The organism is Gluconobacter sp. GP1 (genome assembly GCF_032913585.1).
GTDB lineage: Bacteria > Pseudomonadota > Alphaproteobacteria > Acetobacterales > Acetobacteraceae > Gluconobacter > Gluconobacter cerinus.
In genome coordinates, this window is sequence record NZ_JASGXC010000001.1 from 270,857 (window position 1) to 290,125 (window position 19,269).

Consider the following 19,269-nt stretch of genomic DNA (forward strand, 5'->3'; position numbering starts at 1 on the left):
AGTTCAAACCCTGCAAAGGGTCTCAGGCCGTGGCGAGAGACTTGATGCGGGCAGAAAGACGGGACAGCTTGCGGCTGATCGTGTTCTTTGCAACGACACCCTTACCGGCAGCGCGCTGCATTTCAGGCTGTGCAACCTTGTATGCTTCGGCAGCAGCCGTCTTGTCGCCGGACTGGATGGCCTGTTCGACCTTCTTGATGAAGGTACGCATACGGGACATGCGGGCGACGTTGCGCTCGCGGCGACGTTCGTTTTGACGGATGCGCTTACGGGCAGAAGCTGTATTTGCCATGGATCTTTCGGTTCAGTTAGCGGTCTTGTCGCGGAAAATGATTGGCGCCCTCTACCCGTCATGAGCGGCGGCGTCAAGCGTTTTACACATTTTATACACACTGCCACCAATGGGGCGGAGGCCACTATTTCTGGCAGTTTGCACAGAAAAATGTGGAACGCCCCGCCTGGGTGATGCGTGAAATGGTGGAGCCTGCCCCACATTGGCGGCATGCCTCGCCTTCCCGCCCATAAACAAGGTGGAGATCCTGAAATCCCCCTTTCGTCCCGTCAGCCTGAACGTAGTCTCTCAAAGAAGAGCCTCCTGACGCGATGGCCTCTTCCAGAACAGTTCGAATGGCATTTGCAAGACTGTCGGCTTCTGCCTCTGTCAGCGTTGTGGCCGCGCGTGCGGGGTGGATATGGCTCCGGAACAGCGCTTCACACACATAAATATTGCCGAGGCCCACAATCAGCTTCTGGTCCAGAAGCGCTGTTTTGATCGGCGTGCGGCGACCTTGCAGGACCGTATGAAGATACGTGCCAGTCATATTCGCGGATAAGGGCTCGATTCCCAGGCCGCTCAGAAGGCGATGTGCGTTTTCCCGATGTGTGGGAACCACGTCCACCATGCCGAACCTGCGTGGGTCAACGAGGCCAGCGCGTGCCCCGTTTTCCGTCTGCAGGACAAGGTGCTCATGTTTTGGCGGAGTCGTATTCATGCCTGACTGCCCAAGGAGCAGTCTGCCGGACATTCCCAGATGCAGCATCATGCTCCATCCGTTCTCAACGCGCATCAGGATATACTTGGCGCGACGATGAAAGGAGAGCACGGTCTGCCCTTCAAGCCTTTCCCGGAGATCCAAGGGAAATGGCCACCTCAGGTCAGGGCGGTTGACAGTAACGTGACGGATCCTCTGCCCCTGAAAGGCATCCTGGAACCCACGCATGACGGTTTCGACTTCTGGAAGCTCTGGCATGACTGGTCACAAAGATATATCGATTGCCCCATGACCGATAGCGCTGAACATAACGTCCCGCCCTTCCCGTCTTCCGAGCAGACCGGAGACACCACGGATTTTGGTTACCGCAATGTCCCGCGGAACCAGAAGAAGACCATGGTCAGGGAGGTGTTCGAGAGCGTCGCTGGCAAATATGACATCATGAATGATGTCATGTCGCTGGGGATCCATCGCGTCTGGAAGCGGATTTTCGTGGGCATGCTCGGTGCCCGTCCGAACATGAAGCTGCTGGATCTGGCTGGCGGTACAGGTGACATCACATTCGGCTGGCTTCGTGCAGGCGGTGGCCCGGCCATTCTCTCTGACATTAACTCGGCGATGTTGTCCGTTGGGCGTGATCGCGCAATCAAGGCTGGTCTGATTGGCCAGATTGAAGTGTGCGTCGTCGACGCCGAAGCGATTCCCCTGCCCGATTGTTCTGTTGATCGTGTGACCATCGCTTTTGGTCTGCGGAACTGCACGGACAAGGATGCAGTGCTTCGTGAAGCGCGTCGTGTTTTGAAGCCCGGTGGACGCTTCTTCTGTCTTGAATTCTCGCGTGTCGAAATTGCAGCTCTTTCGCCTGTCTATGATACGTGGTCCTTCAAGGTTCTCCCGAAGATGGGACAGTTGATCGCCAAGGACGCTGAGAGCTACCAGTATCTTGCTGAGAGCATCCGTATGTTCCCGGACCAGGAAACACTTGCTCAGATGATGCGGAATGCAGGTCTGGAGCGTGTTCAGTATCGCAACCTGTCTGGCGGTATCGCTGCCATTCACTCTGGTTGGCGTCTGTAATTGATGCGCCGCGTTCTGCTGATTGTTGGCGGAGGAATTGCTGCTTATCGGGCGCTGGAACTTGTGCGCCTGCTAAAGGCAGACAATGTCTCCGTGACACCGGTTATGACGGACGCGGCAAAAGCATTCATTACGCCTCTTAGCCTTGAGGCTCTGTCCGGGGAGCAGGTGCATGATGCGCTCTTTGCTCCCACGCAGGAGAGCGAGATTGGGCATATCGCTCTGGCACGCAGCGCAGATCTTGTTGTGGTCTGCCCGGCTACAGCCAATCTCATGGCCCGTATGGCGCATGGGATGGCCGATGATCTGGCCACAACGCTCCTTTTAGCCACCACGACCCCTATACTGCTGGCGCCTGCCATGAATGTGCGCATGTGGGAGCATCCCGCGACACAGGCCAATCTCGCCCTTCTGAAAGAACGTGGCGTGCGCGTCGTAGGCCCCGATGAAGGCAGTATGGCGTGCGGGGAGTTTGGTCCGGGGCGTCTGAGCCAACCTGACGTCATTCGGGACGCAATCCTGGAGGCGCTGGCGTCAGATCATTCTTTGGCTGGCAGGCATGCTCTCGTTACTGCGGGGCCAACAGTTGAACCTCTGGATCCTGTCCGGTTTCTCTCCAATCACTCTTCTGGCAAACAGGGCTATGCGATTGCCGCCGCTCTTGCTGCGCGAGGCGCAAAAGTAACACTTGTCAGTGGTCCGGTTACTCTGCCCGTCCCGGCAGGTGTCGTCTGTGTAAAGGTTCAGACGGCACGTGAGATGTTAGGGGCATGTGAAGCCGCGCTTCCTGCCGAAATTGCCGTTTGCGCCGCCGCGGTCAGTGACTGGCGCGCAAAGGCAGCGGCTCAGGGTAAAATCAAGAAGACCAGTGAAGGGCCGCCTGTTCTCGAACTGGTGGAAAACCCGGATATCCTTGCAACTCTCTGTCGACTGGCAAATCGGCCGAAACTGATCGTTGGCTTCGCCGCTGAGACTGATGACGTGCTCGAGAATGCTGTTGCCAAGCGTCAGCGCAAGGGGTGTGACTGGCTGGTGGCCAATGATGTGCGTCGCGGTGTCTTTGGAGCAGACAGAAATTTGGTCAGCCTGATCACTGAGACGGGCATCGAAACCTGGCCTGAAATGGACAAGTCTCAGGTTGCCGGGAAACTGGTACAGCGGATTTCTGACGTCTTCGTCTCTTCAATCCCCTGAAAATCCAAGATAAGAAAGGCCCCATGATGACCGATCTTATTGATGTACGGATTACACGCCTTCCTCATTCCAAGGGGCTGCCTCTGCCAGCTTACGCCACCTCTGGCGCTGCTGGTTTCGACTTTGTTGCTGCGATTGCAGAACCCATTGTTATCGCACCGGGTGGCCGTGCACTTGTTCCCACAGGGCTATGCATTGCCCTGCCCTCTGCCTACGAACTTCAGATCCGCCCCCGGTCTGGCCTGGCCCTGAAGCACGGCATTACACTCCCGAATTCTCCTGGCACGATTGATGAAGATTATCGCGGGGAAATTGGCATTATTGTCATGAATGCCGGGAGTGAGCCCTTCACGGTAGAGCGTGGCACCCGCATTGCTCAGGGGGTTTTGGCACCGGTTTCCCGTTTGAAGTGGCAGGAAGTTTCTTCTCTCGATGAAACAGATCGCGGTGCACGCGGTTTTGGCAGCACAGGCCACTGAGACGCTTCGGGACATGCAGAAAACACTTGAGCCTCCGGAAGAACCTTCCTTACTCTCGGTCATCATGAAACCGGGAGGACAAAAGTCATCATGACGGGCAGCCCGCTGGCCATGCCCATTCGCGTCATGCATCGCTGGCGACAGCGTATGAGTGGCGTAGAGTTATCAATTCTGTTTGCCATGACGGGTCTGTGTCTTTTCCTGCTGAAGGGTGCAGTCTGGGTTCCGGGTGCCCTGCCCTTGCCACTCAAGCCGGCATTCCCAATCTGGCAGGAAGTCGCCTGGACTGTCCTCCACGCCGGGCTTGCTCTGACGACAGTCGTTGTTGTGTCGCTCGTACTGGCAGGCACGGCGCGGCAGTTTCCACGGTTTCGTAGTATTCTGGTGCCTGCACTCTCTGTTGCACGCGCTGTTCCGGGGCTTGGCCTGACGGGGCTCTTACTTCTATTTTTACCTCCTCTTGTCGTGATTGTAGCGGCAGCGGCCTTCAATATGATCTGGCGTGTTCTGACGGCTCTTCTGGATGCCCAGGACACGCTTCCAGCCGAGCTTGAAGAAGTCGCCACAGGTCTGCGTATGACGGGCTGGCAGCACTTCTGGCGGTTGCAGGTTCCGGTTGCCATCCCTCTGGTGACGTTCCGTGCTGTGCAGGCCATTCCGGGGTTATGGTTTCGCCTGCTGTGTGTGGAGGGTCTTATGACCCTTCTGATGCGGCGTGACGTCGGAGGGTGCGGGGCGCAGGCACTGGTGGCGCTTGAAACCCATCATCTGAGCGGATTTCTGGAGGCTGGCATCTGCGCGGTTCTTCTGATCGTGATCATGGACCAGTGTCTGATCAGGCCTATGACCGGATGGGCGCAGCGGTACAGGCTGGATGGTCCTCAGCCACAGAAAAAACGTACGCACTCCTGGATGCTTCAGTTCTGGAGAGAAACAGGTCTTTTGAACGGTGTTAGCGTGAGCTTGCACACGCTCATTAGCGGGGTTGGTAACTGCCGGATCGGCCGGACGATGCGTTATGTTCAACCCTCCTCCCCAAAATCCCTCCCGGTGCCTGGCTGGCTTATTCCCGGGGCCTCCCTGATCTTTCTGGGTATCGCCGTTGCGCAGAGCCATCTGGCGACACGTTTGCCGTATGATGTGCTTGAGAGTGTTTTGACGCTTCTGCATGTTTGCGGGGCTCTTATCCTCTGCATCGTGCTCTGGTTGCCGCTGGCTCTATTTTTCTTTGATGCTGGAGCCGGTATTTTTCGGGTCAGTAGGATGGTTATTCTGGCAGGCTCGCTTTTCCCGGCCGTTCTTCTTTATCCTGCCTTCCGTGGGCTGGATGTCGTTCCCACCGCTGTTCTTCTGTTCCTTGGTGCGCATTGGCTCACGGGTGGGACGGTACTGGATGCCATTCAGGCTATTCCGGCGCCGTTCAGGCAGGTTGCGCGCGGACTGCGGCTTAAAGGCGTTCTGCTGTGGAAGCGCCTGATCTTACCAGCCATTGCACCTGATCTGTGTGGTGGCCTGCTTTTGGCCGCTGTTCCGATCTGGGATGCCGTGATGGTGGCTGAGGCGTTCGTGCCTTCTGATAGCGGACTGGGTGCGACGCTGCTGGCCGATATGCTTCAGGGACAAATTGGCGCACAGATCGTTATTCTTATGCTTCTCACGCTTCTTTCCATGCTGCTTGATCGTCTTGTCCTTCAGCCCCTCGCGGTTTACGCCGCACAGAAATATGCAATCCGATGATCTATTCCCTGCTTAGCCTTCAGGACTGCCGCCAGATTTACCAGAAGGACAGCAATGCTGATCTTGTGGTGCTTGATCAGGTCAGTTTCGATGTGCGTCCTGGTGAAATCCTTGGGCTTCTTGGTCGCTCTGGTTCCGGAAAGTCTTCCCTCCTGCGGATTATGTCCGGACAAACGCCTCCTGTAGAGGGAAAGGTCTATTGGGAAGGCAAGCCGGTAGCTGGCCCACTGGAAAAGGTGGCGACAGTTTTCCAGTCGGGCGCGATGTTTCCATGGCTGACTCTTCGACAGAATGTGCTTCTGGGGCTTGAAGCGCAGCGTTTGTCACGGTCTGAGCGGGAAACGCGTGCCAGTGCCGCGATTGAGGTCATGGGGCTTGAGGGGTACGAAAACGCCTATCCCAAGGAGTTGTCTGAAGCCCTCAGCCAACGTGCCTCATTTGCACGGGCACTGGCGCTTCAACCTTCTCTTCTCATGCTGGATGAGCCCTTTTCTGCCCTCGATGTTCTGAGTGCGGAAAATCTAAGAACGGACCTGATTGAACTCTGGGCCGAGAAACGCCTCTCGTCGCTCAATGCGATGATACTCGCGACGCATGGCATTGAAGAAGCCGTGCTGATGTGTGACCGGATCCTGATTTTCTCGTCCAGCCCAGGACGGGTGACGCACGAAATTTCCGTTCCGTTTCCCCATCCGCGGAATCGGGAGGGCGCTGATTTTCGGAGCTTCGTGGATCAGATCTACACCCTCATGACACGACGTGCGCCGATCGTCTCGGAAGTCGATACTACGGTTGGGGTGTCAGCTGCCGCGTTGCCGCCTCTGTCCATTGTATTGCCAGACCTTCAGATTGAAGTGCTGGTTGGCCTTATGGAAGTTCTGAGTGGAGAGCCACTCTCAGGACGCGCTGATCTGCCGGAACTTGGTCAGCGTTTGCAGATGACGCTCGATGATCTTCTGCCGCTGGGAGAGTCCCTGCAACTGCTTGATCTTGCAGAGCTGGAAGATGGAGACATTCTTCTGACGGATGATGGGCGATCATTCGTCGAGGGAGACGCCGATGCCCGCCGGGATATTATGCGCACGGCGCTGCTGCATTATCTGCCGCTCCTTCGCGTCATTCGAAGCACGTTGGATGAGCGGCCGAACCATGTGGTGGATGCCAATCGTTTTCGCAAAGCTCTCGAGGAGAACATGTCTCCCGATTATGCCCAGCAGACACTGACAACAGCTATCGGCTGGGCACGGTATGCTGAACTGTTTGATTATGATGAAGAATCAGACCGCTTCCATCTGGAAACGGAAGAATAGGATCTGCTTCTGCCCCTCAGCAGAAGCAGAAAACCCTTCAGGCCGGTGTCTTGAGACGGTCCCGGTATAGCTTGCGCGCCTTGGCAACCTTGGGGGCTACAACAGCCGCACAATAGGCCGTTTCCGGATTGCGGGCGAAATAGTCGAGGTGCTTTTCCTCGGCGCGCCAGAAATGCGCCGGGCCTTCAATGGACGTGACAATCGGTGCGGGCCAGATCTGCTCTTCGGTGATCTCGGCCTTTACTTCTTGGGCAACACGCTGTTGGTCGGCATCTCCGAAAATAACAGAGCGATACTGCGTCCCGACGTCATTGCCCTGCCGATTGAGCTGAGTGGGATCATGGGTCGTGAAAAAGACCCGCAGGACATCTGCCAGAGAAATTTCCGCTGGATCAAACACGACCTTCACGACCTCTGCATGTCCGGTGTTCCCGGTACAAACAGCTTCGTAGGACGGATTATCGACATGACCGCCTGCATAGCCCGGGTCTGCTGAGATAATGCCGCGCAGGCCGGTATAGACGGCTTCCACGCACCAGAAACAGCCTGCACCAAGAAGAATGGAAGAGTGTGCACTCATAAACTGAGTCTCCTGAGACGATAGCCTCCCCATATGGGGAGGCCTCTTCCTTATTTCACCACTGGTAACCAGATTGCGCTGGCAGCATTACCACCGCGATGAATAGTCTGGGTTGCAGAGTGATAGTCCGATGCTTTCGCGTCGAAGATATTCTGAACGAAGCTCTGTGGATTGCGGTCATAGAGCGGGAACCAGCTGGACTGGATCTGGATTTGAATCCGATGGCCCTTCTGGAAAACATGGTTCACCGCCGGCAGCGTGAACTTGTATTCCTGAATCTGTCCTGCGGGTATGGCCGATGGGTGCGCGAAGTCATTGCGATAGCGCCCACGGAAGATGTCCATCGAAACTGGAAGCTCATACCCGCCCATTTCCGGACGATCCGGCGTAACGCCAGGCTGCACGTCGATGATTTTTACAACCCAGTCGGCGTCCGTGCCGGTCGTGGAAGCAAAAATATCGGCGGTTGGGACGCCTGACACGCGGACGGGCGCGTCTAGGACGGGAGTTTCGTAAGTCAGAACGTCCGGGCGGCTCTCGGCAAAGCGCTGGTCCGTAACAAGCCATGCTTTCCAGCGGGCATCCCCTGCGTTGTATGGGCGCGGCATGAAAGGAACAGGATGCGCGGGATCAGAGATATAAGCATCCGTGCCGGGGAGCGTCCGCTTGAATGACAGGCCGTGGTCAGGCTGAAGATACAGACGCTCTCCACGCATCATGCAGGTCGTGTCACACTCTGCGAGCCAGTTGCGGAAATGATCCCAGTGGTTTTCGCCCGTGTTGTAGATAATCGCTTCATCAAGATGCGGGTCAGCGCCATCCTTCAGATAATGATCGAAGAATGGGCGCATGACGTTGGAGCGGTACCAAAGGGCCGTGTCACCTTCAAAGTGCAGTGGACCCAGCGTCGATCCGTCATAATTAACGCCACTATGGCGCCATGGCCCCATGACGAGAACATTCGGGACCTGTGTGTGGTGAGCCTTGAGGTTCATCCAGGAATGGATCGCGCCCCACATGTCTTCCTGATCCCACAGGCCCTGTTCCCAGATTGTCGGGACCTTTAGAGGCTTACGGACAAGGATCTGGTCAAGCGCCTGTTCCTGCCAAAACGCATCGTAGGATGGGTGTGCTTTCAGGCGGTTCCACCACGGATACTGGTTCAGCCCTGCTTTGGTTGCAAATGCCCCCGTTGAGCCAGCCTGCAGGAAATTGGTGTAATCGTCGGCATCTGCGCGAGGAATTGTCGGCCCCTCGCCGGCTTCGCTCATTTGCATGGTAAAATAGTCGAGGCCAGGCTGACGGAACGCGCCGTAATGGAACCAGTCGTCACCCATCCAGCCATCCACCATCGGGCTTTCCGGAGCGGCCACTTTGAGGGCTGGATGCGGGTCCAGCAACGCCATCACAACGGTCCAGCCTTCATACGAAGAGCCAGTCATGCCAACGCGACCGTTGCTTTCCGGAAGGTTTTTCACGAGCCAGTCGATCGTATCCCACGCATCGGTGGTATCGTCTGTCTTGGTGGGATTGAGGGGCCCGATCGGCGGACGGGTCATGATGTAGTCGCCCTGAGACCCGTACTTTCCACGAATATCCTGGAAAACGCGGATATATCCTTCCTCGACGAAGACCCCATCGCCCTGAGGGCAAATTTCACGCATGGTTGGCGCGTTGGGAATTCGGTTCAGGCGCTCACTGGCATGATATGGTGTGCGCGTGAGCAGGATTGGTGCGTTTTTTGCTCCCTTGGGAATGACAATCACGGTATGGAGCTTCACTCCGTCCCGCATGGGAATCATGATGTCACGCTTGATGTAGTCCTGCTGATCAGTTGGCAGGGCGGCATGAGCTGGAATGTCGTTTCCGGTCTGGATCATGTCTGGCGTTACGGCGGGTCCAGCAGATGCCGGGGCAGCCAGTGCGGCAGGGATACAGGCAATGGAAAGAGCCGTTCCAAGGCTGAGAAGATAACGTTTCACAAAAGGCTCCTGATCTTTGGATGGATTTTGGCCTTGTGTGTTCCCATCTAGCAAGAGCGGGAGAGAATGCTTTTCATATCTTTCCTGCGCTGGTCTTTTTTTGTTTGATTCGCTATGGAGCATGGCTCCTTCTGTTATGAAAGTTCTGTTCTGATGCCTGCCTATCGTTCCCGCACTACGACCCATGGCCGCAACATGGCTGGCGCGCGTGCGCTCTGGCGCGCAACGGGGATGAAGGACGGTGACTTCGGAAAGCCTATTATCGCGATTGCCAACTCGTTTACCCAGTTTGTTCCTGGGCATGTGCATCTGAAAGACATGGGCTCTCTCGTAGCTTCCGCCATTGAGGAAGCCGGTGGTGTCGCCAAAGAATTCAACACGATCGCTGTGGATGATGGCATCGCCATGGGACACGGCGGAATGCTGTATTCCCTGCCCTCACGAGAGCTGATTGCTGACTCCGTCGAGTATATGGTGAACGCGCACTGTGCGGATGCCATCGTCTGCATCAGCAACTGTGACAAGATCACGCCGGGCATGCTGATGGCCTCCCTGCGACTGAACATTCCTGTTGTGTTCGTGTCCGGTGGCCCCATGGAAGCGGGCAAGCTCAATGGCCCAGGTGTTGAGCGTAAGCTGGACCTTGTAGATTCGATGGTTGCTGCGGCGAACCCGAACGTGACGGACAGTGAATCTGAACAGATCGAGCGCTCAGCCTGCCCGACCTGTGGCTCATGCTCCGGCATGTTTACGGCCAATTCCATGAACTGCCTTGTGGAAGCGCTGGGTCTTGCGCTGCCTGGTAATGGGTCTTTGCTGGCAACCCACGCTGATCGTCGCGATCTGTTCCTGAGGGCTGGTCGTCTGTCAGTTGAGCTCGCACGTCGCTGGTATGAGCAGGACGATGCTTCCGTGCTGCCGCGGAGCATCGCAACCCGGAGTGCGTTTGAAAATGCCATGGCGCTGGATATTGCCATGGGTGGATCAACGAACACCGTACTGCATCTGCTGGCTGCTGCCCGCGAAGGTGAAGTGGATTTCCACATGGCAGACATTGACCGTCTGTCCCGCAAGGTGCCCCATCTTTGCAAAGTCGCGCCTGCCAAAGCAGACGTTCACATGGAAGACGTGCATCGTGCAGGTGGTGTTCCAGCCATTCTGGGCGAACTCGATCGCGCAGGTCTGCTGCAAACATCTCTTCCAACAGTTCATGCTCCCACATTGGCTGATGCCCTTCAGAAGTGGGACATCATGAATGGCGGCGAAGAAGCGGTTAAAATGTTCAAGGCCGCTCCTGGTGGAGTGCGCACCGTGCATGCCTTTTCACAGTCCAGCCAGTACCATGAACTGGATACGGATCGTGAGAATGGCGTCCTGCGAAGCCGTGCTCATGCCTTCTCGCAGGATGGTGGGCTGGCCGTTCTGTACGGCAACCTCGCGGAAGACGGTGCGATTGTGAAAACCGCCAGCGTGGCCAAAGACATTCTTACCTTTACGGGTACGGCTCGCGTGTTTGAAAGTCAGGACGATGCTGTTGCCGCTGTTCTTGGGAACAAGATCGTTGCTGGCGATGTCGTTGTTATCCGCTACGAGGGGCCGCGCGGTGGTCCAGGGATGCAGGAAATGCTGTACCCGACCAGCTATCTGAAATCCAAAGGGTTGGCTGAAGTCTGCGCTCTGGTGACGGATGGCCGTTTCTCGGGTGGTAGCTCAGGCCTCTCCATTGGGCATGTCTCGCCGGAGGCTGCTGAAGGCGGTGTGATCGGCTTGGTAGAAGATGGTGATCGCATCGTGATCGACATTCCAAACCGGACGATGCGTCTTGATATTTCAGATGCGGAAATCTCGAACCGTCGTGAAGCCATGAATGGCCGTGGCGAAAATGCCTGGAAGCCGAACCGTACGCGTGTCGTATCCCGCGCTCTGCAGGCATATGCGGCGATGACAACAAGCGCTGCCAACGGTGCTGTTCGTGATCTGTCTCAGATTATTGTGAAGACACGCGGCTGATCACGCGCTCTACGGCCTCTCTCAACTCGGGAGAGGCCAGCATTTTTGGCCCGTCATGCCCCGTGTTGGGCACGATATCGATGTCCCAGTTAAAAGGGACATCAAGCCTGTAGGCTTCTTCTCTGGCTTGGGCATAGGCCCACTGCCCTCTCTCCAGGCGATTGCGGCCCTGTCCCATGGCTTGGGCAATGCGGCCTGCCTCGAGAGTAGTTTCCACATCGTCCGAACCAAGCAGGATGGTGAGATGTTCAGCCAAATAACGCTTGATGGATTGCTGCTGGGTATTCTCCGGCCAACCATTGAACCCATAAGGGACTGGACTGTCAGTCTCTGGCTCCACGTATGTTGCCGGGTTCATGAGGATAATTTCGACCTCATTTGCCGGAGCATATGCCGCCACGCGGTCCAGAAACTGCGCGCCAGCTGAGTGGCCAATCAGAATAATAGGAAGATCCGGCTGCTGGGTTTCCTCCCATGCCCACTGTTCCATGGGCTTAATCAGTGTCGCAGCCGGGATTTCGTCCTGCCGTACAGGAAAACCGCCGCGCTGATATTGCCAGGTTGGAAACTGCTTCAGAGGAAACGACGGTGAAAAGACCACCCCGCAAACAGCGCGTGCAAGCGGGATGCTTTGATCACGGTATGCCTCGTTATCACGGTCTTTTGCCGCCAATACAAACAGGATAGCCCGTAAACGACAGCCAGAGGGTCGGAACGCGTCAATATCCAGCGACCGACCATACAGAATGGCTTTCTGGGAGCTGGGTCCGACAGGAAGTTCTGTGGCCCTGGCAACTGATGTCTGTGAAAGCATCATTGCCAAGGCAATCAGGAAAAGCTTGGGAGGCTTAGCCAAGCCGCGCAAGTGCAGCCTTGAGGCGTTCGAGATCATGCTCGAAGGTTTCAAGGCGCTGACGGTTTTCTTCAACCACTTCCGGCTTTGCACGTGCAACAAAATCAGCGTTGTCCAGTTTGCGACGGACCTTGATGATCTCACTGTCGTTCTTGCTGATCTCTTTTGCAAGACGTCCCCGTTCTGCATCGAGATCAATCAGGCCCTCCAGCGGGATAAAGACCGTCGCTTCATCAAGAACGATCTGAGCGGCGTTTTTGGGAATTTCGCCTTGGAAAACATCAACGTCCGAGACGCGTGCCATGCGGCCAATAGCTTCAGCCCATGTTTTTGCACGAGTGAGGTTTTCTGGCGAAACATCGCGGAAAATCAGCGGTGCTTTCTGCGCTGGGGGGATATTCATCTCAGAGCGAAGCGTACGAAGTTCGCTGATCAGACGTACGACCCAATCCAGTTCTGCACGGGCTTCTTCTGCGTTCTGTACCGGCATTTTTTCCGGCCAGAGAATTGCTGTGAAGTCACCGGAATAACCCAGTTCTTTCCAAAGTGTAGCTGTTACAAATGGTGTCACAGGCTGCATGAGGCGCAGAATCAGTCCTAAAACATGGGCACTGACCGCGCGAAGTTCGATGGTCTCGTCATTTTCCGCCGCGAAGACGGGTTTGGAAAACTCTACGAACCAGTCACAGAAACAACTCCACACGAAACGATAGCAGCAGTTAGCGTACTCATCGAACCGATAGTTCGAAAGTGCCTGCTGTGCATCCGCAATGGCGGTGTTTGCTTCTGAGAGGATCCAGCGCCCCAGACTGCTTTGGACGTTCGCCGGATCGAAGCCCTCTACGGGCCGCGCGCCATTCATTTCAAGGAAACGGGACGCGTTCCAGAGTTTCGTGACGAATGCACGATGCTCTTCAACGCGCTTGCGACCGAGCTTGATGTCGCGGCCTGGGCCTGTACCCGCACAGATTGCCAGACGCGTTGCATCAGCACCAAACTCTGCAATCAGGTCCAGAGGGTCCAGCCCATTCCCCTTGGACTTGGACATTTTTTGCCCTTTTTCGTCCCTGACAAGGCCGTGAATCAGGACCGTTCGGAAGGGTACGTCGTCCATGAAATGCAGGCCCATCATCATCATCCGGGCGACCCAGAAGAAGATAATATCAAAGCCCGTGACGAGGACGCTCGTCGGGTAATAGTGAGCAAGCTCGGGCGTTTTGTCCGGCCAGCCGAGAGTTGTGAAGGGCCAGAGGCCGGAACTGAACCACGTGTCGAGAACATCTTCGTCCTGCGTCAGTGGAACGCCATCACCGGCCTGGGCCTGGGCCTCAGCTTCTGTATTAGCGACATAAACACTGCCATCCGGACCATACCAGGCCGGAATACGATGCCCCCACCAGAGCTGGCGGCTGATGCACCATGGCTGAATGTCTCGCATCCAGGCGAAGAACGTATTCTGCCACTGTCTGGGTTCAAAAACGATTTTACCACTTTCCACGGCCTCTACTGCTGGGCCTGAAAGCTTTTTTGCATCGCAATACCACTGCAGGGTCAGGCGCGGTTCGACAACCGCGCCACCGCGCTCGGCATAAGGGACCTGAAGCTTATGTGGTTCGATTTTTTCAAGCCACTCAAGACGTTCGAGTTCGGCGACGATGCGCTTGCGTCCCTCTTCCCTGCTCAGACCCGCAAGCGATTCCACAAACGCTACTGACGACAGGCCGTCGACATCAGCCAACTCGGCATGGATTTCGTCGAGCCAGATATCGGCTGTCTCATCCAGCATCGTGGGCGCAGACAGATTGTGTCTTTTGCCCACTTCAAAGTCATTGAAGTCGTGAGCAGGCGTAATTTTTACAGCGCCGGTTCCCTTTTCAGGGTCGGAATAGAGGTCTGCCACAACAGGAATACGGCGACCCGTTAACGGGAGCGTAACGAACTTGCCCACCATGTCGGCGTAGCGTTCATCTTCAGGGTGAACTGCAACGGCAACGTCTGCCAGCATTGTTTCAGGGCGCGTGGTTGCAACCGTTATCGTCCGTCCGTCCTCGAGCGGATAACGGATGTACCACATGGATCCCTTGGTTTCGCGGTTCTCAACCTCAAGGTCGGAAATCGCGGAACGGAAGTTCGGATCCCAGTTTACCAGGCGGCGATCACGATAAATGATCCCTTCCTCGTGTAACTGTACAAAGACCTTGCGGACAGCGCGTGAAAGCCCCTCGTCCATGGTGAAGCGTTCGCGGTCCCAGTCTGCCGAAGCACCAAGTTTGCGAAGCTGCTGGACGATCTCACCGCCGGACTGCTCTTTCCACTCCCACACCCGCTCAAGAAAGCCTTCGCGACCTAAAGCGGTTCTGCTGACGCCTTCTTTATCCAGCGAGCGTTCGACAACCATCTGCGTGGCGATGCCAGCATGGTCAGTTCCTGGCTGCCACAGGACATTGCAGCCCTCCTGACGCTTCCAGCGGATCAGAATGTCCTGCAGCGTAAATGTCAGGGCATGGCCGAGATGCAGTGTCCCCGTGACATTTGGTGGGGGAAACATGATCGAAAATGGCGTTCCCGGTGCACTCGGGTCGGCACGGAAGGCCCCGTTGTTCTCCCAGCTTTCGTAGAGAGACGTTTCATGATCAGCGGGAACAAAACTTTTTTCGAGCATGATAATCCAGAAAGTTCAGCGGCAAATGTTGGTAAAAGAAGGCAATCAGTTATTCGGGCGCAGGCGCGCAATCTCGGCGCGCACCAGAATTTCTACAAGCGAAGGCAGATGAGCATCGAGCCACGTCCGTACCATGGAGCGCACTTCAGTGCGAACCATGTCTTCAATCGTCATGCCGCTGCTTCCGCTCACGACGGTATCGGACGGGATTGATTTTCCGTTACTGCTGAATGCGGTCTGCAGGTCATTGAGCGAGTGCTCTGCAGCTGCAATGGTTTGTGCGCCCATGAGATCATCCTGCGGCGCGGAGTTGCCGTGCTCTGTCTTTGCAGGCGACACCATCATGGATGGTTCAAGGGTCAGTTCGTCATTTTCGATAGCTGACGTCACGAGTGTGCTCTCCACTGTTTTGTTCAAAGTCTTGTCGTCCTTCAGGATCCGGCGGATCGAGCTAAGGACGGTGTCGATTGTATCGTCAGCGGAGCCATGCTGCGGCTCCGGAGATGGAGAGGTCATGACGTATGGGGCATCTTGAGCATTACAGGAAAAGCATTAGCGTCCAGGCTGATTGATCGCGTAGTCGCTGGTGCCCCACAATCTGTTCTTGACCGCATTGTAGTAGGCTTTTTCATCGTAGAGCGGGACCCCCAACTTGAGGTCAGATGCCGTCAGTCTTCCGATCGACGCTGCGACCGCATACGAGGAGATGACCAGGTTAGACAGGTGCTGAACCAGTGTCTGCTGGGCCTGCAGGAGCGTCTGCTGCTGCTGGAGAACGGCCAGTGTTGTGCTGGTCCCGACCAGAGCCTGACGTTCCACACCATCTAACGCAATTACGTTGGCGGAAATGGCCACGCGATCACTGTTGATGGATTGCTTGAAAGCAACCATCTGCTGCCAGCTCGCCGCTCCTTTCTGAAGGGCCGTACGGCGCTGCACATCCACTTCACGATGGGCGGCCTGTGCCTGCTGGCGTGCACCGCGGATGGCAGAATATTCAGAACCGCCCTGATAGATCGGAATCTGGAAGGCCAGCATTCCATATTTATTATCTGTCAGCGAGCGGCTGTAACCCTGATTTATGGAGTGCTGAAAAGCAAGCTCAGCGGAAACCTTGGGCATAATCGCCGAGATCTGCACAGACACATTGTCTTTTTGCTGCGCTTCAGTGAAGAGCGCGTTCACAACGTCCGGATTGTTCTGAACTGCAAGGGCAACGACTTCGCGCTCACTTTGAACGGGCAGCTTGAGTGGCTGGGGCGCTTCAATGTTTGGAGGTGCAGCAATCCCCACGACCTGCATATAGGTTGCCTGTGCTCCCTGAAGAGTTCCTTCCGCCTGCTGCCGCTGCGCTGTTGCGCTTGCAAGAGCTGCCTGCGCCTGGGCGACGTCAGTTCTGGTAATTTCACCAACGTGGAAGCGTTCCTGCGTGGCCTGAACCTGCTGCTGGAGAACGCGCTCGTTATTGATGGCGAGCTGCAGAAGCTGCTCGTCCTGAACGACGCCTACATAGGCATTGACGACATTTGTGAAGACTGTCTGTTCTGTCGAGATCAGTTTGGCGCGTTCAGCCATCACCTGATTTGTCGCTGCGTGAATGCCTGCGACAGTTTTGCCGCCTTCATACAAAGGCTGGGTAATATTTACACCGCCGCTGTATCCAGGCGTCTGATAGCGCTGGTTCGTCCCCAGATTACCGCTGCCAGCTGCATAGTTGGTCTGACCGTCGTAGTAGGTCAGGTTCATTGTTGTCTGGATGGTCGGGTGCCAGCCCGCCATTGCGGTCGGAACCTGCTCATCTGTTGCACGCAGGCGGGCACGCTCCTCTCGGAGTGTGGGGTTTGTCAGATAGGCAGTGGAAAGAGCTTCCTGCAAAGTATGTGGGACGAAGGTTGGGGACCCGCTCCCGTCATACTTCTGAGCCAGGGCTGTTCCGCTCAGGAGAAAGCTCAGAAGACCCAGTCCCAAGGGACCAGATAGAGCCTTTGTGCCGTTGCATCCTGAAGTCATGAGATATCCTGCCATCTGAACACTGTATCGCAGCGTTTCGTGAATCAGCCCTTAATAGCCTGATCCCTCTCAGAAGAAAAATCCTCATCGAGGCTGAAATATCTCTCTTGACCAAAATGTCCTGAAAGACGATATAGCCCCTGTCTCCTCCGAGGTCCGGTGGCAGAATGGTGATGTAGCGGACTGCAAATCCGCGAATGTGGGTTCGATTCCCGCCCGGACCTCCAGAGAGACTACTCCCCCGCAGAAAATAGCCGTTTTTTCCTGATGTTCTAAAAATCAGGAATTCGATTTTACCATTTTCAAATAAAGTATTGGCTTTTTTGATCGGCTGGCCGTGCGTATTGCGTCACGTTAGCCAGCCGTCTTGCTCAGTCTGTCAGGAGTGAGCCTCTGCATAGGCTGCGGCTGCCCCAAAGAGACCAGGCTGGGGATGCGTGATGATTTTGACAGGCATTTCGCTCATCATGGTCTCAAAGCGCCCTTTTGCGACGAAACGTTCGGCAAAGCCGGATTGACCGAGAATATTCGCCAGCCGCAGTCCAAGGCCGCCGGCAATCACAACGGCATGGGCGCCGTGTGCTAGGGCAAGATCACCAGAAACGGCACCAAGGCTCAGACAGAAGCGCTCCAGAGCTGCGGCTGCGATCGTGTCGGAACCTTCCATGGCGTTCTGCCAGAGTGTTCTGTTATCGCGTAGTGTGATGGGTAGGCCCTGCTGTTCGGCAATGACTTCGTAAAGGTTGGTCAGGCCGGGGCCAGACACGATGCGTTCTGCTGAAACGCGCCGGAAACGCTGGCGGAGCGCCTTGAGGATGTTGTCTTCAACTTCGTCGAGTGGTGGGTAGTCGAGGTGGCCGCCCTCGGTCTCCATGACAAAGTATTTTTCTCCACGGCGTAGCAGGCAGGCTGCCCCCAGACCTGTGCCTGGACCGACAATCGTGATGGTTCCCTGCGATGGAAGATCCACGTCCGGGCCGCACAGATGTCTCATATATGATGAATCAACCTGGGCGACCGCATGAGCCACGGCACCGAAATCGTTGACCAGAACGAAGTTGTCGAGATGCAGACGGCTGGCAAGCTGCGTCGGATGGATGACCCAGGGATTATTGGTCATCTTCAGGATTTCACCTGTAACCGGACAGGCTACGGCAATCCCGGCTTCCCTTGGTAAAGGGCGATCCAAGGTCCTGCCAAAAGCTTCCCAGGCCAGAGCCAGGCTTGCGTGTTCCGCGCATTTCAGGGTGACGGCTTCACCCAGTTCAGCGACGGTTCCGTTTTCGATGCTTGCGATTGCAAAACGGGCATGGGTGCCGCCGATATCGACCGCAACGATTTCCCTCATGACAACTATCCTCTGGCCTGTCTGGCATCTGTTGAATGTGGAAGCAGTCGCCTACCGGCAGCATGCCGTCAAGTTAGTGAGAGGCGGCTTTTCTTAATTTGCAGCACGTTGTCGCACTTCGGCGGAACGCAGCAGGCGATGAACGATTGGCCGCGGCACCAGCATTTCCAGAAGTCGGGCCAGAGCGAAAGGCCATGGAAAGAGAAGATGCGCCCGTCCCTGCCCGATGGCGCGTGCGATGAGGCGCGCTGCTTTGGTAGAGGACACCAATAGCGGCCGAGCCCCTTCCAATCGCTGGCTCATAGGGGTGTCGACATATCCCGGAGAGACAAGCGTCACATGAACATTGTGCGGTGTCATGGCGGCATGAAGCGCTGTGCTGAAACGGGCAAGGCCAGCTTTTGAGCCGCTATAGGCCGTCGCGACGGGAAGATCATGGAATGCAGCAACAGAACCGATGAGAGCGATATTTCCGCCACCCCGTGGAGCCATGCGCCGTGCCATTTCGGTGGCCAGGGTCACGGGCGTCGTGAAGTTGACGAGCGAAATGGTTTTCACCTGCTCCGGGAGTTCCGTGAGTTCATTTTCCGGGCGGATGTCTCCCAGCCCTGCACCGAGAACGAGAATATCGATCGGGCTGACGTCGTCGGCTTTTCGTAAGGCAGCCAGGGCCGCGTCTGTGTCACACAGATCAAGAGCGAGAGTTTCTGTCGTGGCGCCGTGGCGTTGGGCCTGCGCTGCGACCTTATCCAGTCGCTCTTGGTTGCGGCCCCATAGAACAAGATGTGTTCCTGCCCGCGCATAGTGAAGTGCGAGTGCCTCACCGATGCCGCTCGAGGCTCCGGTGATCAGAATTCGTGACTGAGGGCCGCGTCTGGAAAGCGGAAAGGTTGCCATGCGAGAGATATCCACGTTGAAAGTCATGGTCGGATTGGTAATGGGAGGGTATAGCCTTCCGGTGCGAAAAAATGCGACCCTGTGCTGTTAAGGCATATTACTCCATTAGCTCTGAAAAATTTTTCAACCAGAGGTGCA

Annotated in this window: 16 protein-coding genes and 1 tRNA gene; 7 read left to right on the top strand and 10 right to left on the bottom strand. The window is 56.1% G+C overall.

The annotated features are described in order from the left end of the window. Positions 1–22 precede the first annotated feature (22 nt). Complete coding sequence (gene rpsT / locus R5H23_RS01280) at positions 23–292, bottom strand: 30S ribosomal protein S20 (protein WP_046901507.1); 270 nt, start codon at positions 290–292, stop codon at positions 23–25. A 124-nt stretch (positions 293–416) separates the two neighbouring features. Continuing rightward, positions 417–1,250 (bottom strand): bifunctional DNA-formamidopyrimidine glycosylase/DNA-(apurinic or apyrimidinic site) lyase, encoded by an 834-nt coding sequence (gene mutM / locus R5H23_RS01285; protein ID WP_317213992.1) that lies wholly within the window; start codon positions 1,248–1,250, stop codon positions 417–419. Between the two features lie 30 nt (positions 1,251–1,280). Between mutM and R5H23_RS01290 the strand changes: the two genes are divergently transcribed. The 5 genes from R5H23_RS01290 to R5H23_RS01310 all read left to right on the top strand — a co-directional run bounded on the left by R5H23_RS01290 (position 1,281) and on the right by R5H23_RS01310 (position 6,789). Next, entirely contained in the window at positions 1,281–2,069 is a 789-nt protein-coding gene (locus tag R5H23_RS01290) for a class I SAM-dependent methyltransferase (protein WP_064273224.1), read from the top strand. A 3-nt stretch (positions 2,070–2,072) separates the two neighbouring features. Next, a complete protein-coding gene (coaBC, locus tag R5H23_RS01295) occupies positions 2,073–3,263 on the top strand; it encodes a bifunctional phosphopantothenoylcysteine decarboxylase/phosphopantothenate--cysteine ligase CoaBC (RefSeq protein WP_317213993.1) in 1,191 nt (396 codons plus the stop codon). A 23-nt stretch (positions 3,264–3,286) separates the two neighbouring features. Then, complete coding sequence (dut, locus tag R5H23_RS01300) at positions 3,287–3,742, top strand: dUTP diphosphatase (protein WP_317213994.1); 456 nt, start codon at positions 3,287–3,289, stop codon at positions 3,740–3,742. A gap of 90 nt (positions 3,743–3,832) precedes the next feature. Further along, entirely contained in the window at positions 3,833–5,479 is a 1,647-nt protein-coding gene (locus R5H23_RS01305; protein WP_317213995.1) for an ABC transporter permease subunit, read from the top strand. Continuing rightward, a complete protein-coding gene (locus R5H23_RS01310) occupies positions 5,476–6,789 on the top strand; it encodes an AAA-associated domain-containing protein (protein ID WP_099212431.1) in 1,314 nt (437 codons plus the stop codon). Before R5H23_RS01305 ends, R5H23_RS01310 begins: the two co-directional genes overlap by 4 nt. A gap of 37 nt (positions 6,790–6,826) precedes the next feature. Here R5H23_RS01310 and msrA read toward each other — a convergent pair whose 3' ends face one another. After that, positions 6,827–7,369, bottom strand: coding sequence for a peptide-methionine (S)-S-oxide reductase MsrA (msrA, locus tag R5H23_RS01315; RefSeq protein WP_215768747.1), 543 nt, complete (start codon positions 7,367–7,369; stop codon positions 6,827–6,829). 50 nt (positions 7,370–7,419) lie between these two features. Further along, on the bottom strand, positions 7,420–9,351 hold the full coding sequence (locus tag R5H23_RS01320) for a CocE/NonD family hydrolase (RefSeq protein WP_211513686.1): 1,932 nt from the start codon (positions 9,349–9,351) through the stop codon (positions 7,420–7,422). A 153-nt stretch (positions 9,352–9,504) separates the two neighbouring features. Here R5H23_RS01320 and ilvD point away from each other — a divergent pair, with 153 nt between their 5' ends. Continuing rightward, positions 9,505–11,361 (top strand): dihydroxy-acid dehydratase, encoded by a 1,857-nt coding sequence (gene ilvD / locus R5H23_RS01325; RefSeq protein WP_317213996.1) that lies wholly within the window; start codon positions 9,505–9,507, stop codon positions 11,359–11,361. On the opposite strand, the gene R5H23_RS01330 is transcribed toward ilvD, so the two are convergent. Genes R5H23_RS01330 through R5H23_RS01345 form a run of 4 tightly spaced genes read right to left on the bottom strand, consistent with a single transcriptional unit; the run spans position 11,339 to position 16,886 of the window. Then, positions 11,339–12,217: a hypothetical protein gene (locus R5H23_RS01330; protein ID WP_252350066.1), complete on the bottom strand. Its 879-nt coding sequence runs from the start codon at positions 12,215–12,217 to the stop codon at positions 11,339–11,341. The genes ilvD and R5H23_RS01330 overlap by 23 nt on opposite strands. Beyond that, entirely contained in the window at positions 12,210–14,876 is a 2,667-nt protein-coding gene (locus tag R5H23_RS01335; RefSeq protein ID WP_317213997.1) for a valine--tRNA ligase, read from the bottom strand. Before R5H23_RS01335 ends, R5H23_RS01330 begins: the two co-directional genes overlap by 8 nt. A gap of 45 nt (positions 14,877–14,921) precedes the next feature. Beyond that, positions 14,922–15,392 (bottom strand): DUF2497 domain-containing protein, encoded by a 471-nt coding sequence (locus tag R5H23_RS01340; protein ID WP_317213999.1) that lies wholly within the window; start codon positions 15,390–15,392, stop codon positions 14,922–14,924. A gap of 36 nt (positions 15,393–15,428) precedes the next feature. Further along, positions 15,429–16,886 (bottom strand): TolC family outer membrane protein, encoded by a 1,458-nt coding sequence (locus tag R5H23_RS01345; RefSeq protein WP_099212441.1) that lies wholly within the window; start codon positions 16,884–16,886, stop codon positions 15,429–15,431. A 153-nt stretch (positions 16,887–17,039) separates the two neighbouring features. Here R5H23_RS01345 and R5H23_RS01350 point away from each other — a divergent pair. Then, a tRNA-Cys gene (locus R5H23_RS01350) sits at positions 17,040–17,113 on the top strand. Between the two features lie 152 nt (positions 17,114–17,265). On the opposite strand, the gene glk is transcribed toward R5H23_RS01350, so the two are convergent. Both glk and R5H23_RS01360 read right to left on the bottom strand, forming a co-directional pair. Continuing rightward, positions 17,266–18,234 carry a glucokinase gene (gene glk, locus R5H23_RS01355; RefSeq protein ID WP_317214002.1) on the bottom strand — a complete coding sequence of 323 codons (969 nt, stop codon included), beginning with the start codon at positions 18,232–18,234 and terminating at the stop codon, positions 17,266–17,268. A 93-nt stretch (positions 18,235–18,327) separates the two neighbouring features. Beyond that, positions 18,328–19,131, bottom strand: a complete 804-nt coding sequence (locus R5H23_RS01360) for an SDR family NAD(P)-dependent oxidoreductase (RefSeq protein WP_317214004.1) — start codon at positions 19,129–19,131, stop codon at positions 18,328–18,330. Between the last annotated feature and the right edge of the window lie 138 nt (positions 19,132–19,269).

Excerpts from the sequence above, each read along its gene's own strand:
- dut (WP_317213994.1), top strand. The coding sequence starts at position 3,287 with ATGATGACCGATCTTATTGATGTACGGATTACACGCCTTCCTCATTCC.
- glk (WP_317214002.1), bottom strand. The coding sequence starts at position 18,234 with ATGAGGGAAATCGTTGCGGTCGATATCGGCGGCACCCATGCCCGTTTT.
- coaBC (WP_317213993.1), top strand. The coding sequence starts at position 2,073 with ATGCGCCGCGTTCTGCTGATTGTTGGCGGAGGAATTGCTGCTTATCGG.
- msrA (WP_215768747.1), bottom strand. The coding sequence starts at position 7,369 with ATGAGTGCACACTCTTCCATTCTTCTTGGTGCAGGCTGTTTCTGGTGC.
- R5H23_RS01360 (WP_317214004.1), bottom strand. The coding sequence starts at position 19,131 with ATGGCAACCTTTCCGCTTTCCAGACGCGGCCCTCAGTCACGAATTCTG.
- R5H23_RS01335 (WP_317213997.1), bottom strand. The coding sequence starts at position 14,876 with ATGCTCGAAAAAAGTTTTGTTCCCGCTGATCATGAAACGTCTCTCTAC.
- ilvD (WP_317213996.1), top strand. The coding sequence starts at position 9,505 with ATGCCTGCCTATCGTTCCCGCACTACGACCCATGGCCGCAACATGGCT.
- R5H23_RS01310 (WP_099212431.1), top strand. The coding sequence starts at position 5,476 with ATGATCTATTCCCTGCTTAGCCTTCAGGACTGCCGCCAGATTTACCAG.
- rpsT (WP_046901507.1), bottom strand. The coding sequence starts at position 292 with ATGGCAAATACAGCTTCTGCCCGTAAGCGCATCCGTCAAAACGAACGT.
- R5H23_RS01345 (WP_099212441.1), bottom strand. The coding sequence starts at position 16,886 with ATGACTTCAGGATGCAACGGCACAAAGGCTCTATCTGGTCCCTTGGGA.
- R5H23_RS01290 (WP_064273224.1), top strand. The coding sequence starts at position 1,281 with ATGACCGATAGCGCTGAACATAACGTCCCGCCCTTCCCGTCTTCCGAG.
- R5H23_RS01340 (WP_317213999.1), bottom strand. The coding sequence starts at position 15,392 with ATGACCTCTCCATCTCCGGAGCCGCAGCATGGCTCCGCTGACGATACA.
- mutM (WP_317213992.1), bottom strand. The coding sequence starts at position 1,250 with ATGCCAGAGCTTCCAGAAGTCGAAACCGTCATGCGTGGGTTCCAGGAT.
- R5H23_RS01305 (WP_317213995.1), top strand. The coding sequence starts at position 3,833 with ATGACGGGCAGCCCGCTGGCCATGCCCATTCGCGTCATGCATCGCTGG.